The organism is Nannocystis pusilla, from assembly GCF_020073745.1.
Lineage (GTDB): Bacteria > Myxococcota_A > Polyangia > Nannocystales > Nannocystaceae > Nannocystis > Nannocystis radixulma.
On sequence record NZ_JAIRAU010000028.1, the window covers coordinates 17342 to 31594 of the forward strand.

Annotated in this window: 10 protein-coding genes; 5 read left to right on the forward strand and 5 right to left on the reverse strand. The window is 71.3% G+C overall.

What is annotated here, in order from left to right:
- Positions 1-49: 49 nt before the first annotated feature.
- Positions 50-1294 (reverse strand): PQQ-binding-like beta-propeller repeat protein, encoded by a 1245-nt coding sequence (locus K7C98_RS21665; RefSeq protein ID WP_224193623.1) that lies wholly within the window; start codon positions 1292-1294, stop codon positions 50-52.
- Positions 1295-1683: 389 nt separating this feature from the next.
- Between K7C98_RS21665 and K7C98_RS21670 the strand changes: the two genes are divergently transcribed.
- Complete coding sequence (locus K7C98_RS21670) at positions 1684-3264, forward strand: DUF4419 domain-containing protein (RefSeq protein ID WP_224193624.1); 1581 nt, start codon at positions 1684-1686, stop codon at positions 3262-3264.
- A gap of 60 nt (positions 3265-3324) precedes the next feature.
- Here K7C98_RS21670 and K7C98_RS21675 read toward each other — a convergent pair whose 3' ends face one another.
- The 4 genes from K7C98_RS21675 to K7C98_RS21690 form a co-directional block, all read right to left on the reverse strand.
- On the reverse strand, positions 3325-3735 hold the full coding sequence (locus K7C98_RS21675; RefSeq protein ID WP_224193625.1) for a VOC family protein: 411 nt from the start codon (positions 3733-3735) through the stop codon (positions 3325-3327).
- A gap of 156 nt (positions 3736-3891) precedes the next feature.
- Positions 3892-4827 (reverse strand): MopE-related protein, encoded by a 936-nt coding sequence (locus tag K7C98_RS21680; protein WP_224193626.1) that lies wholly within the window; start codon positions 4825-4827, stop codon positions 3892-3894.
- Between the two features lie 71 nt (positions 4828-4898).
- Positions 4899-6674, reverse strand: coding sequence for a hypothetical protein (locus K7C98_RS21685; RefSeq protein WP_224193627.1), 1776 nt, complete (start codon positions 6672-6674; stop codon positions 4899-4901).
- Positions 6675-6895: 221 nt separating this feature from the next.
- Positions 6896-9112: an ATP-binding protein gene (locus tag K7C98_RS21690; RefSeq protein WP_224193628.1), complete on the reverse strand. Its 2217-nt coding sequence runs from the start codon at positions 9110-9112 to the stop codon at positions 6896-6898.
- Positions 9113-9644: 532 nt separating this feature from the next.
- Between K7C98_RS21690 and K7C98_RS21695 the strand changes: the two genes are divergently transcribed.
- The 4 genes from K7C98_RS21695 (at position 9645) to K7C98_RS21710 (ending at position 14094) form a co-directional block, all read left to right on the forward strand.
- The gene (locus tag K7C98_RS21695; protein ID WP_224193629.1) at positions 9645-10004 is read left to right on the forward strand and encodes a hypothetical protein; all 360 of its coding nucleotides are present in this window, start codon (positions 9645-9647) and stop codon (positions 10002-10004) included.
- Between the two features lie 401 nt (positions 10005-10405).
- A complete protein-coding gene (locus K7C98_RS21700; RefSeq protein WP_224193630.1) occupies positions 10406-11659 on the forward strand; it encodes a PAS domain-containing protein in 1254 nt (417 codons plus the stop codon).
- A gap of 30 nt (positions 11660-11689) precedes the next feature.
- On the forward strand, positions 11690-12691 hold the full coding sequence (locus K7C98_RS21705) for an isopenicillin N synthase family dioxygenase (protein WP_224193631.1): 1002 nt from the start codon (positions 11690-11692) through the stop codon (positions 12689-12691).
- Positions 12692-12879: 188 nt separating this feature from the next.
- The gene (locus K7C98_RS21710; protein ID WP_224193632.1) at positions 12880-14094 is read left to right on the forward strand and encodes a patatin-like phospholipase family protein; all 1215 of its coding nucleotides are present in this window, start codon (positions 12880-12882) and stop codon (positions 14092-14094) included.
- Positions 14095-14253: the final 159 nt, after the last annotated feature.

The following is a 14253-nucleotide window of genomic DNA, read 5'->3' on the forward strand; positions in this document are numbered from 1 at the left end:
CAGACATTTCATTAAGGACATGTCCCCGGCGGCATGTCCTTGAATAACATCAATCGAGCGCGAACCGCCGGACCCACCAGCGAACCACCGGATCGGTGCCGGCACCCGCGTGCGAGAAGCCGGTGACGACCAGGAAGTCGGGGCCGAAAGCGGCGCCTCTCGTGGTCTCGACATTCGCATCGTCGTGAACGAACTGTGACGACCACAGCACGACCCCGGCGCTGTCGTGGAGGCGGACGAGGCTGCCGTGCTCGATGGGCCGGCTCCCGGCCACGGCGACTCGTCCGCCGGGTCCCACGGCGAGGCGCTCGGGCTTCGAGGGCTGGGGACCCGGGGTGACGCTGGTCCACTTCTCGGTCAGGTCGGGGCCGACGCGGCGGACGAGGAGTCCGGGCGCCTCGCCGCCGTCGCCGGCGACCACGAGGCCGCCGTCATCCGCGGCGGCGGCCGCGGTCCACTGGTGGCTCATCCCGTCCTCGAGCGCGAACGGCAGCAGCTCGCCGCTCGTGGTGAACACGGCGGCCATCGCTCGCAGCGCCGGCTCCTCCGTGCTCCTGGTTCCCACCGCGTAGACCCGGTCGCCGACCACCGTGAGGTCCAGGGCGTGGAACTGTTCGCCCGCCGGCGTCAGCGTCTCCCACACGATCTCGCCGCTGTCGCCGTCGACGCCGCGCACGGTGAGCCGCTCGGAGTCCTCGTACGTGGCGATGTAGACGTGCTCCTCGTCGGCGTCGATGCCTCTGGCGTCGAGCGGCTTGCCGCCGGGGAGAAATTCCCACCGGTCGGCGCCATCGGCCTCGTACGAGAGCACGCCGTCATGGCTCGACAGCACGAAGATCCGCCCCTCCGCGTCCACGGCGATCTCGCCGAACGACTTCACGTCCCGGGTCCACAGCTCGCTGCCGTCGGGCGCGAAGGCGGTGAGGAACGGGGTCGAATCCACGCCGCAGGCGATGATGGTCCCGTCGGGCGCGACGGCGAGGTCGAGGAGTTCGCCCGGCCCCTCGACGGTCCACACGACCTCGCCGGTGACGTTGCAGTCGGCGTCGCAGCCGTCGTTCGGCTCGTCGTTGCCGTCGTCGCAGGCCTCGTCGGCGGCGACGATACCGTCACCGCACACGGCCGGCCCCGGCTCGCCGGTGGCCGTGGTGGTCGGTTCGCTCGTCGCGTCGGGCGGGCCCTCGCTCGAGCTCGGAGCCTGTCTCGTCCTGGGGCTGGTCGCCGACCACGATCGACGGGACGCAGCCAGCCAGGGCGAGGGTGGCGAGGGCGTGGTGCGGGCGGAAAAGTTCAAGGGCGGTTACCTCCACCGGGGCTCGTCCCCGCGGACCCTGGTTTCCGTCATCGCTCGCGCAGAACCCGTGCCGCGGCGACGAACCCGCGTCCAGGCGCCCCCGACCAGGGCACCGGCGTGGGGGCACGGATGCGCCCCGCCCTGCGCACCGTCCGACCGCCGTCGGACGTCCACCGGCATGTCGCGCCGATGAGCCCGCGCGTCACAGCTCCCGCCACGGATGGACCGTGAACCGGTCGCAGAAGCACACGAACTCCACGCATACGTCGTCCTCCCCTGGCGGACGTCCGCCGCCATCTCGAGGAGGCGGACGATAGGGGCCTTCGATCCGCGGCCCGGCGACCGCTCCTGAGGCGCTCGCGCGCGCCCGCGAGTGATAAGGTCAACGGATGACGAGCACCTTCGAGTTGTGCGACGTGCCACGAGCCCGGACGATGCTCGCGGAGGTCGACGCGCGAGAGGCGATCGAAACGATCACCGGCGGTGAGGTCGAGGCGTGTGGCGGGGACGTCGCGCAACTGTGCGGGGTGCGGCACAACGCGGTGCTGACCGCGGTGTGGTACGCCTTCGGCGAGCACCGGCCGCTGGTGCTGACGCCCGACGCGGTGTGGCTGTGCCTCGCGCAGGGCTTCGCGGCGCACATGAGCCTGCACGCCGAGGCATTGCGCGATCGGTTCGTCCGCCACGAGGGGAGGCAGCGGCTCGTCGTGCGGCGCGACGATCTCAGAAAGGGCTCGCCGGACAACCCGTGGCCGGAGGTGTTCGCGGAGTTCTCGCAGCAGATCGCGGGGCACATCGGCCGCCAGCGCGACCTGGTCGTGTGCGACTTCTCGACGACCGGGGCGATCGAGCGCGCGGCGTCCGAGCTGGTGTTGATGGACGCGATGCAGCAGTACTTCTCGTACGAGTTGAACACGCTGTGCGGCATCCCCGAGGTGACGCTGACCGGCACGGTCGACGACTGGGTGCGGTTGCGCCACAAGGCGCTGGCCCTCGCGGAATATGGGCTCGAATGGTGGACGAGGCTGCTGGCGCCGGTGCTCGACGAATTCGTCGCGGCGGCGCGCGGCCGGCCGGACGTCGAGTTCTGGCACCACCTGTTCAAGGAGCGTCACGGCTCCGGGGGGACGAAGATCCGCGGATGGATCCATGTACTGTTTCCGTATGTCACCGACGGGGGGCCGCAGGCGAAGCTGCGCGAGAACTGGGTGCTGCGCGCTGCGGGCGGCGTCAGCCCGATCCGCGACCGAGGGGGGCCCGCTGCGTGGGTCGTCGAACGCGAGATGTCGCCCGATTGCATCCCGCTCGGGCTCGCGCGCGCGCCGCTCTCGTGGAATTACTTCGGCGAGGTGCTGGCGATGGAGTTGGTCGGCGGATTCGTCGGCGTGGCGCAAGATCCCGCGAGCCTCGCGGTGCGGCCGGCGATCGGGTGGGCGATCCGCGAGGAGGGGCCGGCGGTCGTCCAGCACGTCGACAGGACGCCGGAGCCGCGTTCGCGGCCGATTCGGGAGGAGCTCGACAGGGAGCAGGCCGACAGGATCTTCCTGGCGTGCGAGGGGGTGCGATGCTCATGGACGAACACGCCGATCGGTCGGCTGATCCTCGCGGGCGACGGGCTGTACTTCATCCCCGCGCCGTCGTCCGGGGCGATATCTCATCACGAGGGGTGGATCGTCGCGGCGCTGCACGATGACGAGGAGGGCAGCGAACTGTCGCCGGCGATGCGGGAGTATTTGCAATTGGCGCGGATGAGCCCCTCCTATCAGGAGGGAGTGGTCGAGGGCTCGATTCATGTCACCAGCGACGAGCTCGCGGTGTTCACGGTGGAACACCGGGTGACCCGCGATGGTACGCTCATCCTGACGATCCACCAGCCGCGGCGGCAGGCGCTGGAGTTCGCGCTCGCCGACTCGTCGGCGACGATGCTGCAGGGCTGGTTGAGGCGGATGGGCAAATCCTGGAGAGCGTAGTGCCGTCGCGAGCACCCTCGACAGGAAATGTGTCGCGGCAGGCGTTCCGATCGCCCGGCCTCACCGCATGTATCGCTCCCAGAAGCCCGGCTGCGGCTCGATCTGCTCGACCACGTCGACCGCGATCCCCGACGGATCGCGGACCATGAAGCGCCGCTGGCCCCACGCGGCCTCGTGGAGCGGATGGGCGATCGCCACCCCGCGCTCGCGCAGGCGCGCGTGCCAGCGCGCGGCGTCCTCGACCTGCACGGTGAGGATCATGCCGACGCCGCCGAACACCTCGGGGCCGGGCGGGCTCGACGGGTGGTCGCTGCTCATCAGGCCGAGGGCGATGCCGTCCTTGCCTGCCGGCGCCAGCATGACGATCCAGCTGGCCTCGAAGACGACCTGCATGTCGAACTGCTCGACGAAGAATTCGCGGCTGTCCGCGAGGCGAGCGACGGTGAAGAGCGGATAGGTGTCGACGATCATGGCGGCGGAGGCTAGCCCGCCGCGCTCGCCGCGTCACCCCGGCGGGCGGCCAACGGCCCCTGCGTCCTCGCGGCCGTTCGCGGCTCGCGCAGGGCGATCCGCGAGACATGTCGATCGAGACCTGTCTTGAAAGACATCCCGATCGAGCGCGCCGCGTCAGCGGTCCGGCGCCCGCGGGGCCTTGCACACGTGCCCGACGCTGACCTCGTCGCAGAAGCGGTCGTTGTACTCGCCGGTCGCGGGGTCGGCGGCCTCGACGCAGTTCTCGCGCGGGCAAGCGGCGTCGGCGACTCCCCCGGCCGCGCACAGCGGGTCGCACATCTCGTTGTCGGGCTCGCCCGCCCGCCAGACGAGGTAGTCGATCGACCCGCCGGTGGCCGAGACCCAGTCGACGACGTCGGCGTGCAGCTCGCAGCTGTCCCACAGCGCCGGCGCGCGCTGGATGCCGAGCCAGAAGTGCAGCTCGGCCGGCACGTCGCCGAGCAGATCGAGGATCGCGTCGCGGACGTGGCCGAGCTCCGCCCCGTTGACCGGGTCGGCCAGGTGGACCGCCTCGCCGCGCGACTGACACCAGGTCTCGGCGTGGGCGAAGCTGCTGGGCAGCAGGCAGGTCCAGAACACGGCCGGGCCGAACTCCGACAGCTTGCACGGGCCGCACTCGAGGTTGGCGAGCGAGTACTCGTCGCGCAGCCCGTCGCAGTCGTCGTCGACGAGCTCGTTGCACAGCTCCGACGCGTCGGGGTTGACCTCCGGATCCGCGTCGTCGCAATCGCCGCCGACCTCGACCGCCCCCGCGGGCGCCTCGCAGCCGACGATCGCCGGCTCCGCGCCGAAGCTGTCGCCGTCGCCGTCGACGTACCAGGACTGCACCTGTCCCGTCGGACATGTCGCCGTCGTACCGGTCGTCGAGCTCGTCGGCGCCTCCTCGGCGGTCGAGCCCGCGTCCGTCCCCGTCGTCGCCGCCGTCGAGCCGGCCGCGGAGGCGTCGTCGCCGCTCGCCGCCGGGCCCGCGCCGGTCAGCTCCGGCGGGTCGTCGGAGAAGCAGCCCGCGAGGGCGCAGAACGCGAGGAGAACGCCGGCGGGGCGCACCATACGGCGAGGATACCACGAGCCCCGGGACGGGCGTCCACCTGTCCCCGGGGCCATCTCGCGCGCCTTGACGCTCACGGCGTCGGCGGGAACACGAGCATGTACGCGACGGGCTCGTCCGGCTCGGAGATCTGGACCGCCTTCTCGGGCCCGTCGTCCGGCAGCGCGGCCATGAACAGCGGGCTCGAATAGAAATCGGGGCTGGCCTGGAAGAACGCCCGCTGGCCGTCGCTGCTGAACTGGAACCACGGCAACACCTGATCGCCGGGCGCGAGCGGCGGGTTGACCTTCGCCGGCGACGTCGGCGCGCCGCCCAGGTCCTGGATTACGAACAGCTCCTCGATGTTCGCCGACTCCTGCCTGCCCACGTAGAGGAGCCGCGTCGAATCACGCGACCAGCGAGACATCGTGATCCCGCCCGAGGGCGGCAGCGGCAGGCTCACCTTCGTCGCCACGCCCGGCGCCGTCAGCTCGGCCAGGAACAGCTCGGGCTGCTCGCCCTGCACCGACGCGAGGAACGACAGCCGCGACGCGTCCGGCGCGAACTCGATCTCCTCGATCGTACCACCGGCGGGCAGCGGCCCGCTCCGCTTGACCGGCGCCTCCGCGCCCGCCCCGTCGACCACGTACAGGGCGTCCGTCCCGGGCACCTCGTGGTCGGTGACGAACGCCGCGCGGCTGCCGTCGTCCGCCCAGCGGAAGCGCCGGTTCTTGGCCCGCCCCGGCCCCGCCTCGTTGAGCCACACCGGCTCGCCCAGGCTGGTCCCTTCGAGCGGCACGAGGTACAGGTCGCCGTTCGAGCCCTGCCCGTCCCACATCAAGATCGCGTGCAGGTCGGGCGCCAGCAGGCCGTACGGCGCCTCCTCCATCGGCAGGTCGAGCGACTGGGCCACCAGCGGCTGCTGCGACAGATCGACGGCGAAGAAGTCGACGCGGTCGAGGTCCGAGTCGGCGAGGCCGACGTACAGGAACTGCTCGTCGGCGGTGAACGCCGCCACCCGCATCGTCATCGCCGGGCTCAGGAACGACAGCACCTTGCTCGCCACCCCCGGCGTGTCGACGCGCCCGACCATGATGTCGAGCCCGCCGTTGTCGCCGTCGACGCTGTACACCAGCCAGGTGTTCCCGCTCGACATCGCGAACGGCGAGTACGACTCGATCGTCCCCGCGCCCGCGAGCGGCGGGTTCATCAGCCCCGGCGTGCAGCTCGCGGGCCCGACCTCGCACACGTACATGTCCCGCTTGGACTCGGTGCCGCCGCTGATCATCAGCCGCGAGCCGTCGGGCGAGAAGCTCATCGTGTCGATCGCGTCGATCGCCGGCGGCAGCTCGAGCTCGCTCGTCTCCGCCGTCGCCGTGTCGACGAACCACATCTTCGGACCGCCCGGCCCGCCGGCGCGCAGCGCCAGCGTCTGCTGCCCGTCGGCCACCGACGTGCCGATCTCGTCCGCGGCCGGGCCCATGTCGACCACCGTCACGGGCGCGGACGCCACCCCGTCGACGACCTCCACCAGGCGGAAGAACCGCGGCAGGCCGTCCGGGCCGGCCGAATAATACACCCGCGCCGGCCCGACGGCGCTCGGCGTCCCCGTCGTCTCGGTGTCGCCGTCGGTCTCCGTCCCGGAGGTCGTCGTCTCCGTCGTCGTCGTCCCCTCGGTGGGCGTGCTCCCGTCGGTCGTCGTGTCCCCGGAGGTCGGCGTCTCGCCGCTCGTGGACGTCGTCGAGGCGTCCGACGTGTCGGTCGCCGGATCCGTCGGCCCCGGATCGGTGTCGGTCGTCGACGCCGCGGGCGGCGGACATGCGGTCATTGTGATGAGGGCGGTGACGATTGTGATGCGTGCGTATGTCATGACGATCCTGCGATGACCCCTGCGACGCCGCGCCGCCGAGCGCGCGGGCGAGCCGAGGACATGTGTGGTGGTGGAGTCGCCGCACGGACCGGAAAAATTGCGGCGTTCGACATGACCTGCTTGCGAGTCCCTGGCCCCCAGCGCTGGGGTTTGCAGACGCCGGTCCGGCGCGCGCTTGCGTCGAGGCGTGATTCGACGCCCGTGAGCACACCGGCGCCGCGTCAGGCCGCCGGCAGCGAGAAGTAGAACGTCGAGCCGCGACCGACCTCGCTGTCCACCCATGCGCGCCCGCCGTGAGCCTCGACGATGCCGCGCACGACGAACAGCCCGAGGCCCACGCCGGTCACGCCCGCGCGGTCTGCCTGCCAGTGTCGCTCGAAGATCACCGCGCGCTGGTCCTCGGGGATCCCGGGCCCCGTGTCGCGGACGAAGAACCACACCTGCTCGTCGTGCGGCGCCGCGCCGATCGTGATCGTGCCGCCCTCCGCCGTGAACTTGATCGCGTTGCCGATGAGGTTCGAGACCACCTGAAAGATCCGCTCGCGATCCATGCGCACCTGCAGGCCCGGCGCCGCGACGACCGGCGAGATCCGGATCTGCTTCGGCTCCGCGAGCGGACGGAGCATCCCGACCGACTCGTCGATGAACGACTTCGCGTCCTCGACCCGCACCGTCAGCTCGAAGCGGCCGGCCTCGATCCTGGCCACGTCGAGCAGCTCGTCGATGAGGTTGCTCATCCGTGCCACCGAGCGCTGGATCCGGTCGATCGCCGTCGTCATGCGCTCCGCCTCGCGCCCGGACCCGGACCGGCCGAGCCCGCGGCTGATCACCGCGCCTGCCATCTCGATGACGCCGAGCGGGTTACGCAGATCGTGCGACACCACCGCGACGAGGTCGTCGCGCAGGCGGACTGCCTTTTGGGCCAGCTCGACCTGGCGCGCGAGATCGATCTCGAGCGCGCGGCGTCGCAGGTCCTCCGCCGCCTCGAGCTCGTCCGCCTGCCACGGCGCCGCCGTCTCGCGCACGATCTCCTGCCACAGCGCGAACGACCGCCGCGGGTGCAGCCGCTCCGTCGGTCCGGGCTCGACCGGCTTGTCGGGGTTGCCGCCCCAGTGCACCGTGTGCACGCGCTCGGGGCGGAACCAGAGCACGTAATTCGGCTGCGGCCGGGGCAGCCGCACCGCGAGCAACCCGCTGGCGATGTCGGTGAATCCGCGGCCGCCGGGGTACGACCTCGGCAGCGACGCCGTGGCGAAGATCGGCGCGCTGCTGGTCGCGGCCAGCCAGGCGACGAGCGGCTCGATGGCGCTCAGCGGCGGCGCCCGGCCGACCGCCACGCGGCCGCCGTCGCTCCAGATCGCCGCGCCCTCGGCGAGGACCAGCTCGAGCAGGGCCGACTCGCGCGCGGCGAGACCGACGAGCACGTCGTCGCCGGCGCCGCGCATGCCCTCGTCGAGGCTGGCGAGGATCGTCTGCCGCGCCTCGCGAGAGCAGCGGGCCGCGAGCTCGACCATGGCGACGATCTGCAGCGAGGCGACGCGGCCGAGCACCTCGCACACGGCGCGCAGCGAGTACGGCAAGGGGCGCGGGCCGTGGTGGTGCGCGCAGAGCAGCCCCCACAGCTCGCCGCGATGCACCAGCGACACGCTCATCGACGCCCCGAGCCCCATGTTGTGCAGGTACTCGACGTGGATCGGCGACACGCTGCGGAGGACCGAGAAGCTGAGGTCGAGCGGCTCGCCGATGTCGGGCCGCAGCGGCGGTACGAGCGGCACGGGCCGGTAGTGCGTGTCCGGGACGATGCGCAGCCAATTCAGCGTGTAGAGGCGCCGGGCCTGGCGCGGGATGTCGGACGCGGGGTAGCGCTGGCCCATGTACGATTCGACGCCCTCGCCGCGCGACTCGGCGATGACCTCGCCGTGGCCCGCCTCGTCGAATCGATAGACCAGCACGCGATCGAAGCCGGTCAATCGCCGCACCTCGCGGGTGAGCGCATCGACGAGCACGTCGAGCGAGCGCGCGGCCTGGATCCTCGCCAGGGCGGAGCCCAGCAGGTGGCGCAACGACGGCTCGGACCGGGATGGATCGATCCGCTCGAGCTCGAGCAGGAGCACGCCCTGGTGGCGGTGGAGCAGCCCGTCGAACTCGCCGCCGTGGGTCGCCACGTGCAGCGGGCACACCTCCGGGCCGCGCAGCGAGCGGACGCAGGCGCGGAACGACAGGAACGAGGCCTCGTCGAGCAATTCGGAGACCGGACGGCCGAGCACGGCCCCGGGCGCCTCGCCCAGGAAATCGGCGGAGTTGGCGCTGACCTGCAGCACGACCAGCGCCGGCTCGTCCAGCACGAGCAACAGGCCGAACGGCTGGATCGAGCCGGGGACATGGATCGGCTCGCTATCACAGTTGTCCAGATTCACGCTCTGCGGCGGCGCCGACATCGTCGACGTCCTCTTACCACCGCGCCCGCGGTTGTAAATTCGCCCCGCCGCGCCTGCGAGCTCAGCCACGCCCGGCCGCTTCGCCGCGGTCCTCCGCCGTGCCCCTGCGCGGCGAGACGATCGTGGGGCCGACGCGGTCCGTCACCGCCGACCACGCGGCGACACTCGCCTGCGCGACGCTCTCCCGCGCCAGCGGGCCCGGCGCCGCGAGACACCGCAGCCGGCGCCGCGAACCTGGCCCTCGCGGGCCCGCACGACCTGTCCCGGGGGCATGTGCTTCACCAGCGACATGGCCCGCGCGTACCAGGCGACGGGCGGCCCTCGACGTCACGCGCGCCGACGTCCCGCGGACGCTCGTGCTCTCGCGTGCGCGATCGCGCCGCCGTATGCGACGTGTCGCGTCTATCACCGGACTGTCGGACACGCGCGACCACGAGGGCGAGGGTCCTTCTCTGGAGAGCGTTGACCCTCCGCAGTGATTTCTCTACAGTCCGAAATCGATGTCGATCGCCAAGGGCACGCGGCGCTGACCATGCCGATCGCCTTCCAGGAGCTCGTGACGCCGCGCGGCCGCCCCTACGTGCGCGTGGCCGTGTCCGGCGAATTCGATCTCGCGGAGGCCGAGGCGTTCGTAGGCAGCTTCGGTCGCGCGGGCCCTTACTTCATGAAGCCCGCGATCTCCGTGGTCCCGCGCGGCACCGAGTACACCTCCGCGGCGCGCAAGCACCTGCTCACGATGGGCGACGCCGCTCCGATGGCGACGGTGACCGGGAGCCCGCTGGTGCGCGCCGCCATCAATTTGATGCTGCGCTTCAGCGGCAAGACCGGCCAGCTGCGCATGTTCGCCAGCGAGGCCGAGGCCCTGACCTGGCTCGACACCCAGCTCGGCTGAGCCCCGCGCTCACGCCTGCAGCGGCCACGAACACTGCAGCGGGTGGAGTACGGGCAATCTGCTCTTGCCCGATTGGCATGATTTGATCGCCGACCTCGCCGCGCTCACCACCCTCGTGCTGCGCCACACCGACGCCCGCGTCATTCGGGCCGTCGATCTGCCCGTCCTGCGATTCGCGCATCAGGCGGGTCCCGGCGCGAGCCACGCCGACATCCGCACACACCGACGCGCTGGGCTGTGCGCCGCAATTCACCCGTTACTCGCATTGTTCAGGCTACTCTCGCCGATTTTATGGATTGTCGGAGAGATGGGGTCTACAACCCCCATGCAAGCTCCCATTTCCACGGACGCAGTGCGGCGATCGCTCGCCTGCACCATGTGCTCAAGTCGTTCGAACGCCGATGAGTGAGAACGCCGAAATCGCGCGCCTGCGAGCGGAGAACGCCGTCCTCCGCCGCCGCGTCGCCGAGCAGGACGTCGAGCGGGAGCGGCTCGAGCGGCTGCTGCAGGCGACCATCGATCACGTCGACGCGGTGATCTACCTGCGGGATGCCGACGGCATCTTCACGCACATCAATGACACGTACGTGCGATTGACGACGCTCTCGCGCGAATTCGTGATCGGCAAGCGCGACTCGGACGTGTTCCCGAAGGAGGTCTACGAGGCCTTCCGCGTCGCCGATCGGGAGGTCGTCGAGACCTTGAAGACCTTCACGCAGGAGGAGCTGCTCCCGCAGGACGACGGGATGCACTTCTATCGCTCGTACAAGTTCCCGGTGCTCGACGGCGAGGGCAAGCTGATCGCCCAGGGCGGCATCTCGACCGATTTGACGGCTCAGCGGCGCGCCGAGGAGACGCTGCGGGCCACCAGGTCGGTTTTGCAGGCGATCGTCGAGAACGCGCCACTGGCGATACTGGCCACCGACGCCGCGCACCGCTACGTATTGGTCAGTCACGAGGCCGCGCGCCAGGTCGGGCGCACGCCCTCGGACGTGATGGGGAAGCTGATCTCGGACATCTTGCCGCCGGGCGCGGCCGAGGCGATGGAGTCGACGACCGACCAGGTGCTGCACAGCGGCAAGACCCTGGTGCTCGAGCAGACCGTGCCGTGGGAGGGCGACAGCAAGGTGTTCCTCACCCACATGTTCCCGATCCGCGACTCCGCCGGCGACATCACCGCGGTCGGCACCATCGCCACCGACGTCACCGAGATGCGCCGCTCCGAGAACGAGTACGCGCGGCTGCAGCAGGAGGTCATCCAGGCCCAGCGCACCGCCCTGCTCGAGCTGTCGACGCCGGTCGTCCCGATCGCCGACGGCGTGCTGGCCGTGCCGCTGATCGGCGCGATCGACCACGAGCGCAACCAGCAGATCGCCAACGCCCTGCTGGAGCGGGTCGCGGCGACCCGCACCAGGGTCGTCATCCTCGACCTCACCGGCGTCCGCCAGGTCGAGCCCGAGATCGTCGACGCGCTGCTGCAGACCGTCCGGGCGGTCCGCTTGCTCGGCACCGAGGCGGTGGTCACGGGCATCTCGCCGGACGTGGCGAGCATGCTGGCCGGGCTCGACGCGCCGCTGCGCCAGCTCACCGTCCGCCAGACGCTTCAGCACGGGGTCGAGCACGCGCTCACGCGCACCCGCGCCCGCAGGTCGTAAGCCGCCGCCTCGCGGCAGGAGAGGAGTCGTATGAGTCAGTCCATCCCCTCGGAGATCCCCGTCATCGACCTGCGCCCGTTCGTCGAGGGCGACGAGGCCGGCGCGCGCGCCGTCGCGGCCGAGTTCGACCGCGCCTGCCGCGACCTCGGCTTCGTCGTCGTGGTCGGACACGGCGTGCCGCAGGAGGTGATCGAGGCGGCGCACCGGACCTCGCGCGCGTTCTTCGACCTCGACCTCGCGACCCGCGAACGCTACGCGGCCCCGCCGGGCGGCTTCGTCGGCTATCGCGGCCTGGGCGCCGAGGGCCTGGCCTATTCGCTCGACCAGGAGTCGGTCCCCGACCTCAAGGAGACCTACACCGTCGGCCGCATCGACCGCGGCGACGACCCCTACTTCACCTCGCCGGTGGGCCGCATGTACATGCCCGACCCGATCTGGCCGACCGAGGTGCCCGGGTTCGCCGACGCGTGGACCGAGTTCTATCGCGCGATGGATCGCGTGGCCACGGAGCTGATGCGCGCCTTCGCCGTCTCGCTCGCGCTCCCGCGCGGCTTCTTCGACGACAAGATCGATCGCAGCATCAGCTGCGTGCGGGCGCTGAACTACCCGCATCAGTCGACCGCGGCGCAGCCGAACCAGCTCCGCGCCGGCGCCCACACCGACTACGGCAGCCTGACGCTCCTCAGCATGGACGACGCCCCCGGCGGCCTCGAGGTCCAGCGCGGCGACGGCTCGTGGGCGGCTGTCCGCGTGCCGCCCGACGCGTTCGTGATGAACGTCGGCGACCTCATGGCCCAGTGGACCAATGACCACTGGCGCTCGACCATGCACCGGGTCACAAACCCGCCGCCCGACGCCCGGGGCAGCACGCGCCGCCAGTCGCTGGTGTTCTTTCACCAGCCCAACTACGACGCCGAGGTCGTGCCGCTGCCGAGCTGCTGCGGCCCCGACGACCCGCCCAAGTACGCCCGCACCACCTCCGGCGAGCACCTGTTCATGAAGATGACGAAGGCCAAGAACCTCAACGTCTGAGCGCCTCGATCACACCACATGCCTCTCGGGACATGTGCGTGACCGCGCGGCGACGCCCGCGCCGACTGCCATGATTCGCCGGCCGGGCCTCGCGGCGGCTCGCCGGCGCCACGCCGTTGTGACCTCGACGATCGCACGGCCGGGCGCCCCCCGCGCGAATGACATACTGTGCGCGATCGGGGGCGCTCATGCCGAAGCAAGGGAAGCAGACCGCGCTGGTCCTGACCGCCGGCGGCGTGCGAGGCGCCTACCAGGTCGGCGTGCTCGCGGGCATCGTCGACGTGCTCGGCCTGCGCGGCAAGGCCGGGCCGCCGCTGTTCGACGTGTTCGCCGGCACCTCCGTCGGGGCCCTCAACGCCGCCTTCCTGGCCGCCAACGCCGACCGCGCCGATCATGCCATCGATCGCCTGGCCGAGGTGTGGAGCGACATGCGGCTGCGCGAGACCCTGCACGTGTGGCCGCTGTCGCTGTGGGGCTGGCCGCACCTGCGCCTTCCTGGTCGCCACGAGCGGCTCGCGGCCCGGCGCTCGCGCTACGTCGGCCGCGCGCTGTTCGACTGCTCCCGCGTCGAGGCGCTCATCGAGCGGGTCGTCGCCTGGGATCGCCTGCATCAACACATCGACGCGTCGCTGGTGCGCGCGGTCGTCATCGCCGCGCTCGACGTGTGCGACGGTCGGACCACCCTGTTCGCCGAGCTGGCGCCCGGCGTCGAGCTGCGGCCGTGCCACGCCAAGCGCCGCACTCTGCTGACCCCGATCAGCGCCGCGCAGGTCATGGCCTCGGCCGCGCTGCCGTTCGTCTATCCTGCGCGCAACATCGACGGCCGCTATTACATGGACGGCGCCCTCCGCTTCGGCACCCCGATCGGCCCCGCCCTGCGCGCCGGCGCCGATCGGGTGGTCGCCATCACGCTGCTCGACCGCCCCGACAACCCGCACCCGGCCTCGGCCCCCGACTACCCCAATTTCAGGTACCTGCTCGGCAAGGTCCTCGCCGCCCTGCTGCTCGACCCGGTGTCGCACGACCTCGACAACCTGCAGCGCATCAATCGCATGTTCGAGGTGATCGAGGAGACCCTCGGCGACGCCGACGAGAAGCAGGTGAAGGCCGCCCTCGAGGCCGAGGGCGAATTGCCGTACCGCGACGTCCCGACGCTGGTGTTCCGGCCGAGCGAGGACCTCGGCGTCCTGACCGCCGCGTTCATCCGCGAGGACCTCGTCGGCGCGCCCATCGATCCGCTGCGCCGGGCCCTCATTCGCTGGATCAGCCGCTCGAGCATCGGCCGGCAGACCGAGCTCGCCTCGATCCTGCTGCTCGACGGCAGCCTCGCCCGCCGCCTCATCGACCTCGGCCGCGCCGACGCCCACGCCGCGTCCGACCGGATCGAGGCGTTCTTCGCCTGACCCCGGTCACCGCTGCTCTGGGGCCTGCGTCCGACCGTACGTCGGGCCGTCAGCGCGCGATCGACGAGCCCGTCGCCGTCGAGCTCGGCAGTGCACGTCGCTGCTCGCGCACCGGTTCAGCCGACCTGACGGCAACGCGACCCACCGCCCACGGACGGG

What these genes read in the sequence shown, in the direction of transcription:
- K7C98_RS21670 (WP_224193624.1), top strand. Translation starts at nt 1,684, where the DNA reads ATGACGAGCACCTTCGAGTTGTGCGACGTGCCACGAGCCCGGACGATG.
- K7C98_RS21675 (WP_224193625.1), bottom strand. Translation starts at nt 3,735, where the DNA reads ATGATCGTCGACACCTATCCGCTCTTCACCGTCGCTCGCCTCGCGGAC.
- K7C98_RS21680 (WP_224193626.1), bottom strand. Translation starts at nt 4,827, where the DNA reads ATGGTGCGCCCCGCCGGCGTTCTCCTCGCGTTCTGCGCCCTCGCGGGC.
- K7C98_RS21685 (WP_224193627.1), bottom strand. Translation starts at nt 6,674, where the DNA reads ATGACATACGCACGCATCACAATCGTCACCGCCCTCATCACAATGACC.
- K7C98_RS21690 (WP_224193628.1), bottom strand. Translation starts at nt 9,112, where the DNA reads ATGTCGGCGCCGCCGCAGAGCGTGAATCTGGACAACTGTGATAGCGAG.
- K7C98_RS21695 (WP_224193629.1), top strand. Translation starts at nt 9,645, where the DNA reads ATGCCGATCGCCTTCCAGGAGCTCGTGACGCCGCGCGGCCGCCCCTAC.
- K7C98_RS21700 (WP_224193630.1), top strand. Translation starts at nt 10,406, where the DNA reads ATGAGTGAGAACGCCGAAATCGCGCGCCTGCGAGCGGAGAACGCCGTC.
- K7C98_RS21705 (WP_224193631.1), top strand. Translation starts at nt 11,690, where the DNA reads ATGAGTCAGTCCATCCCCTCGGAGATCCCCGTCATCGACCTGCGCCCG.
- K7C98_RS21710 (WP_224193632.1), top strand. Translation starts at nt 12,880, where the DNA reads ATGCCGAAGCAAGGGAAGCAGACCGCGCTGGTCCTGACCGCCGGCGGC.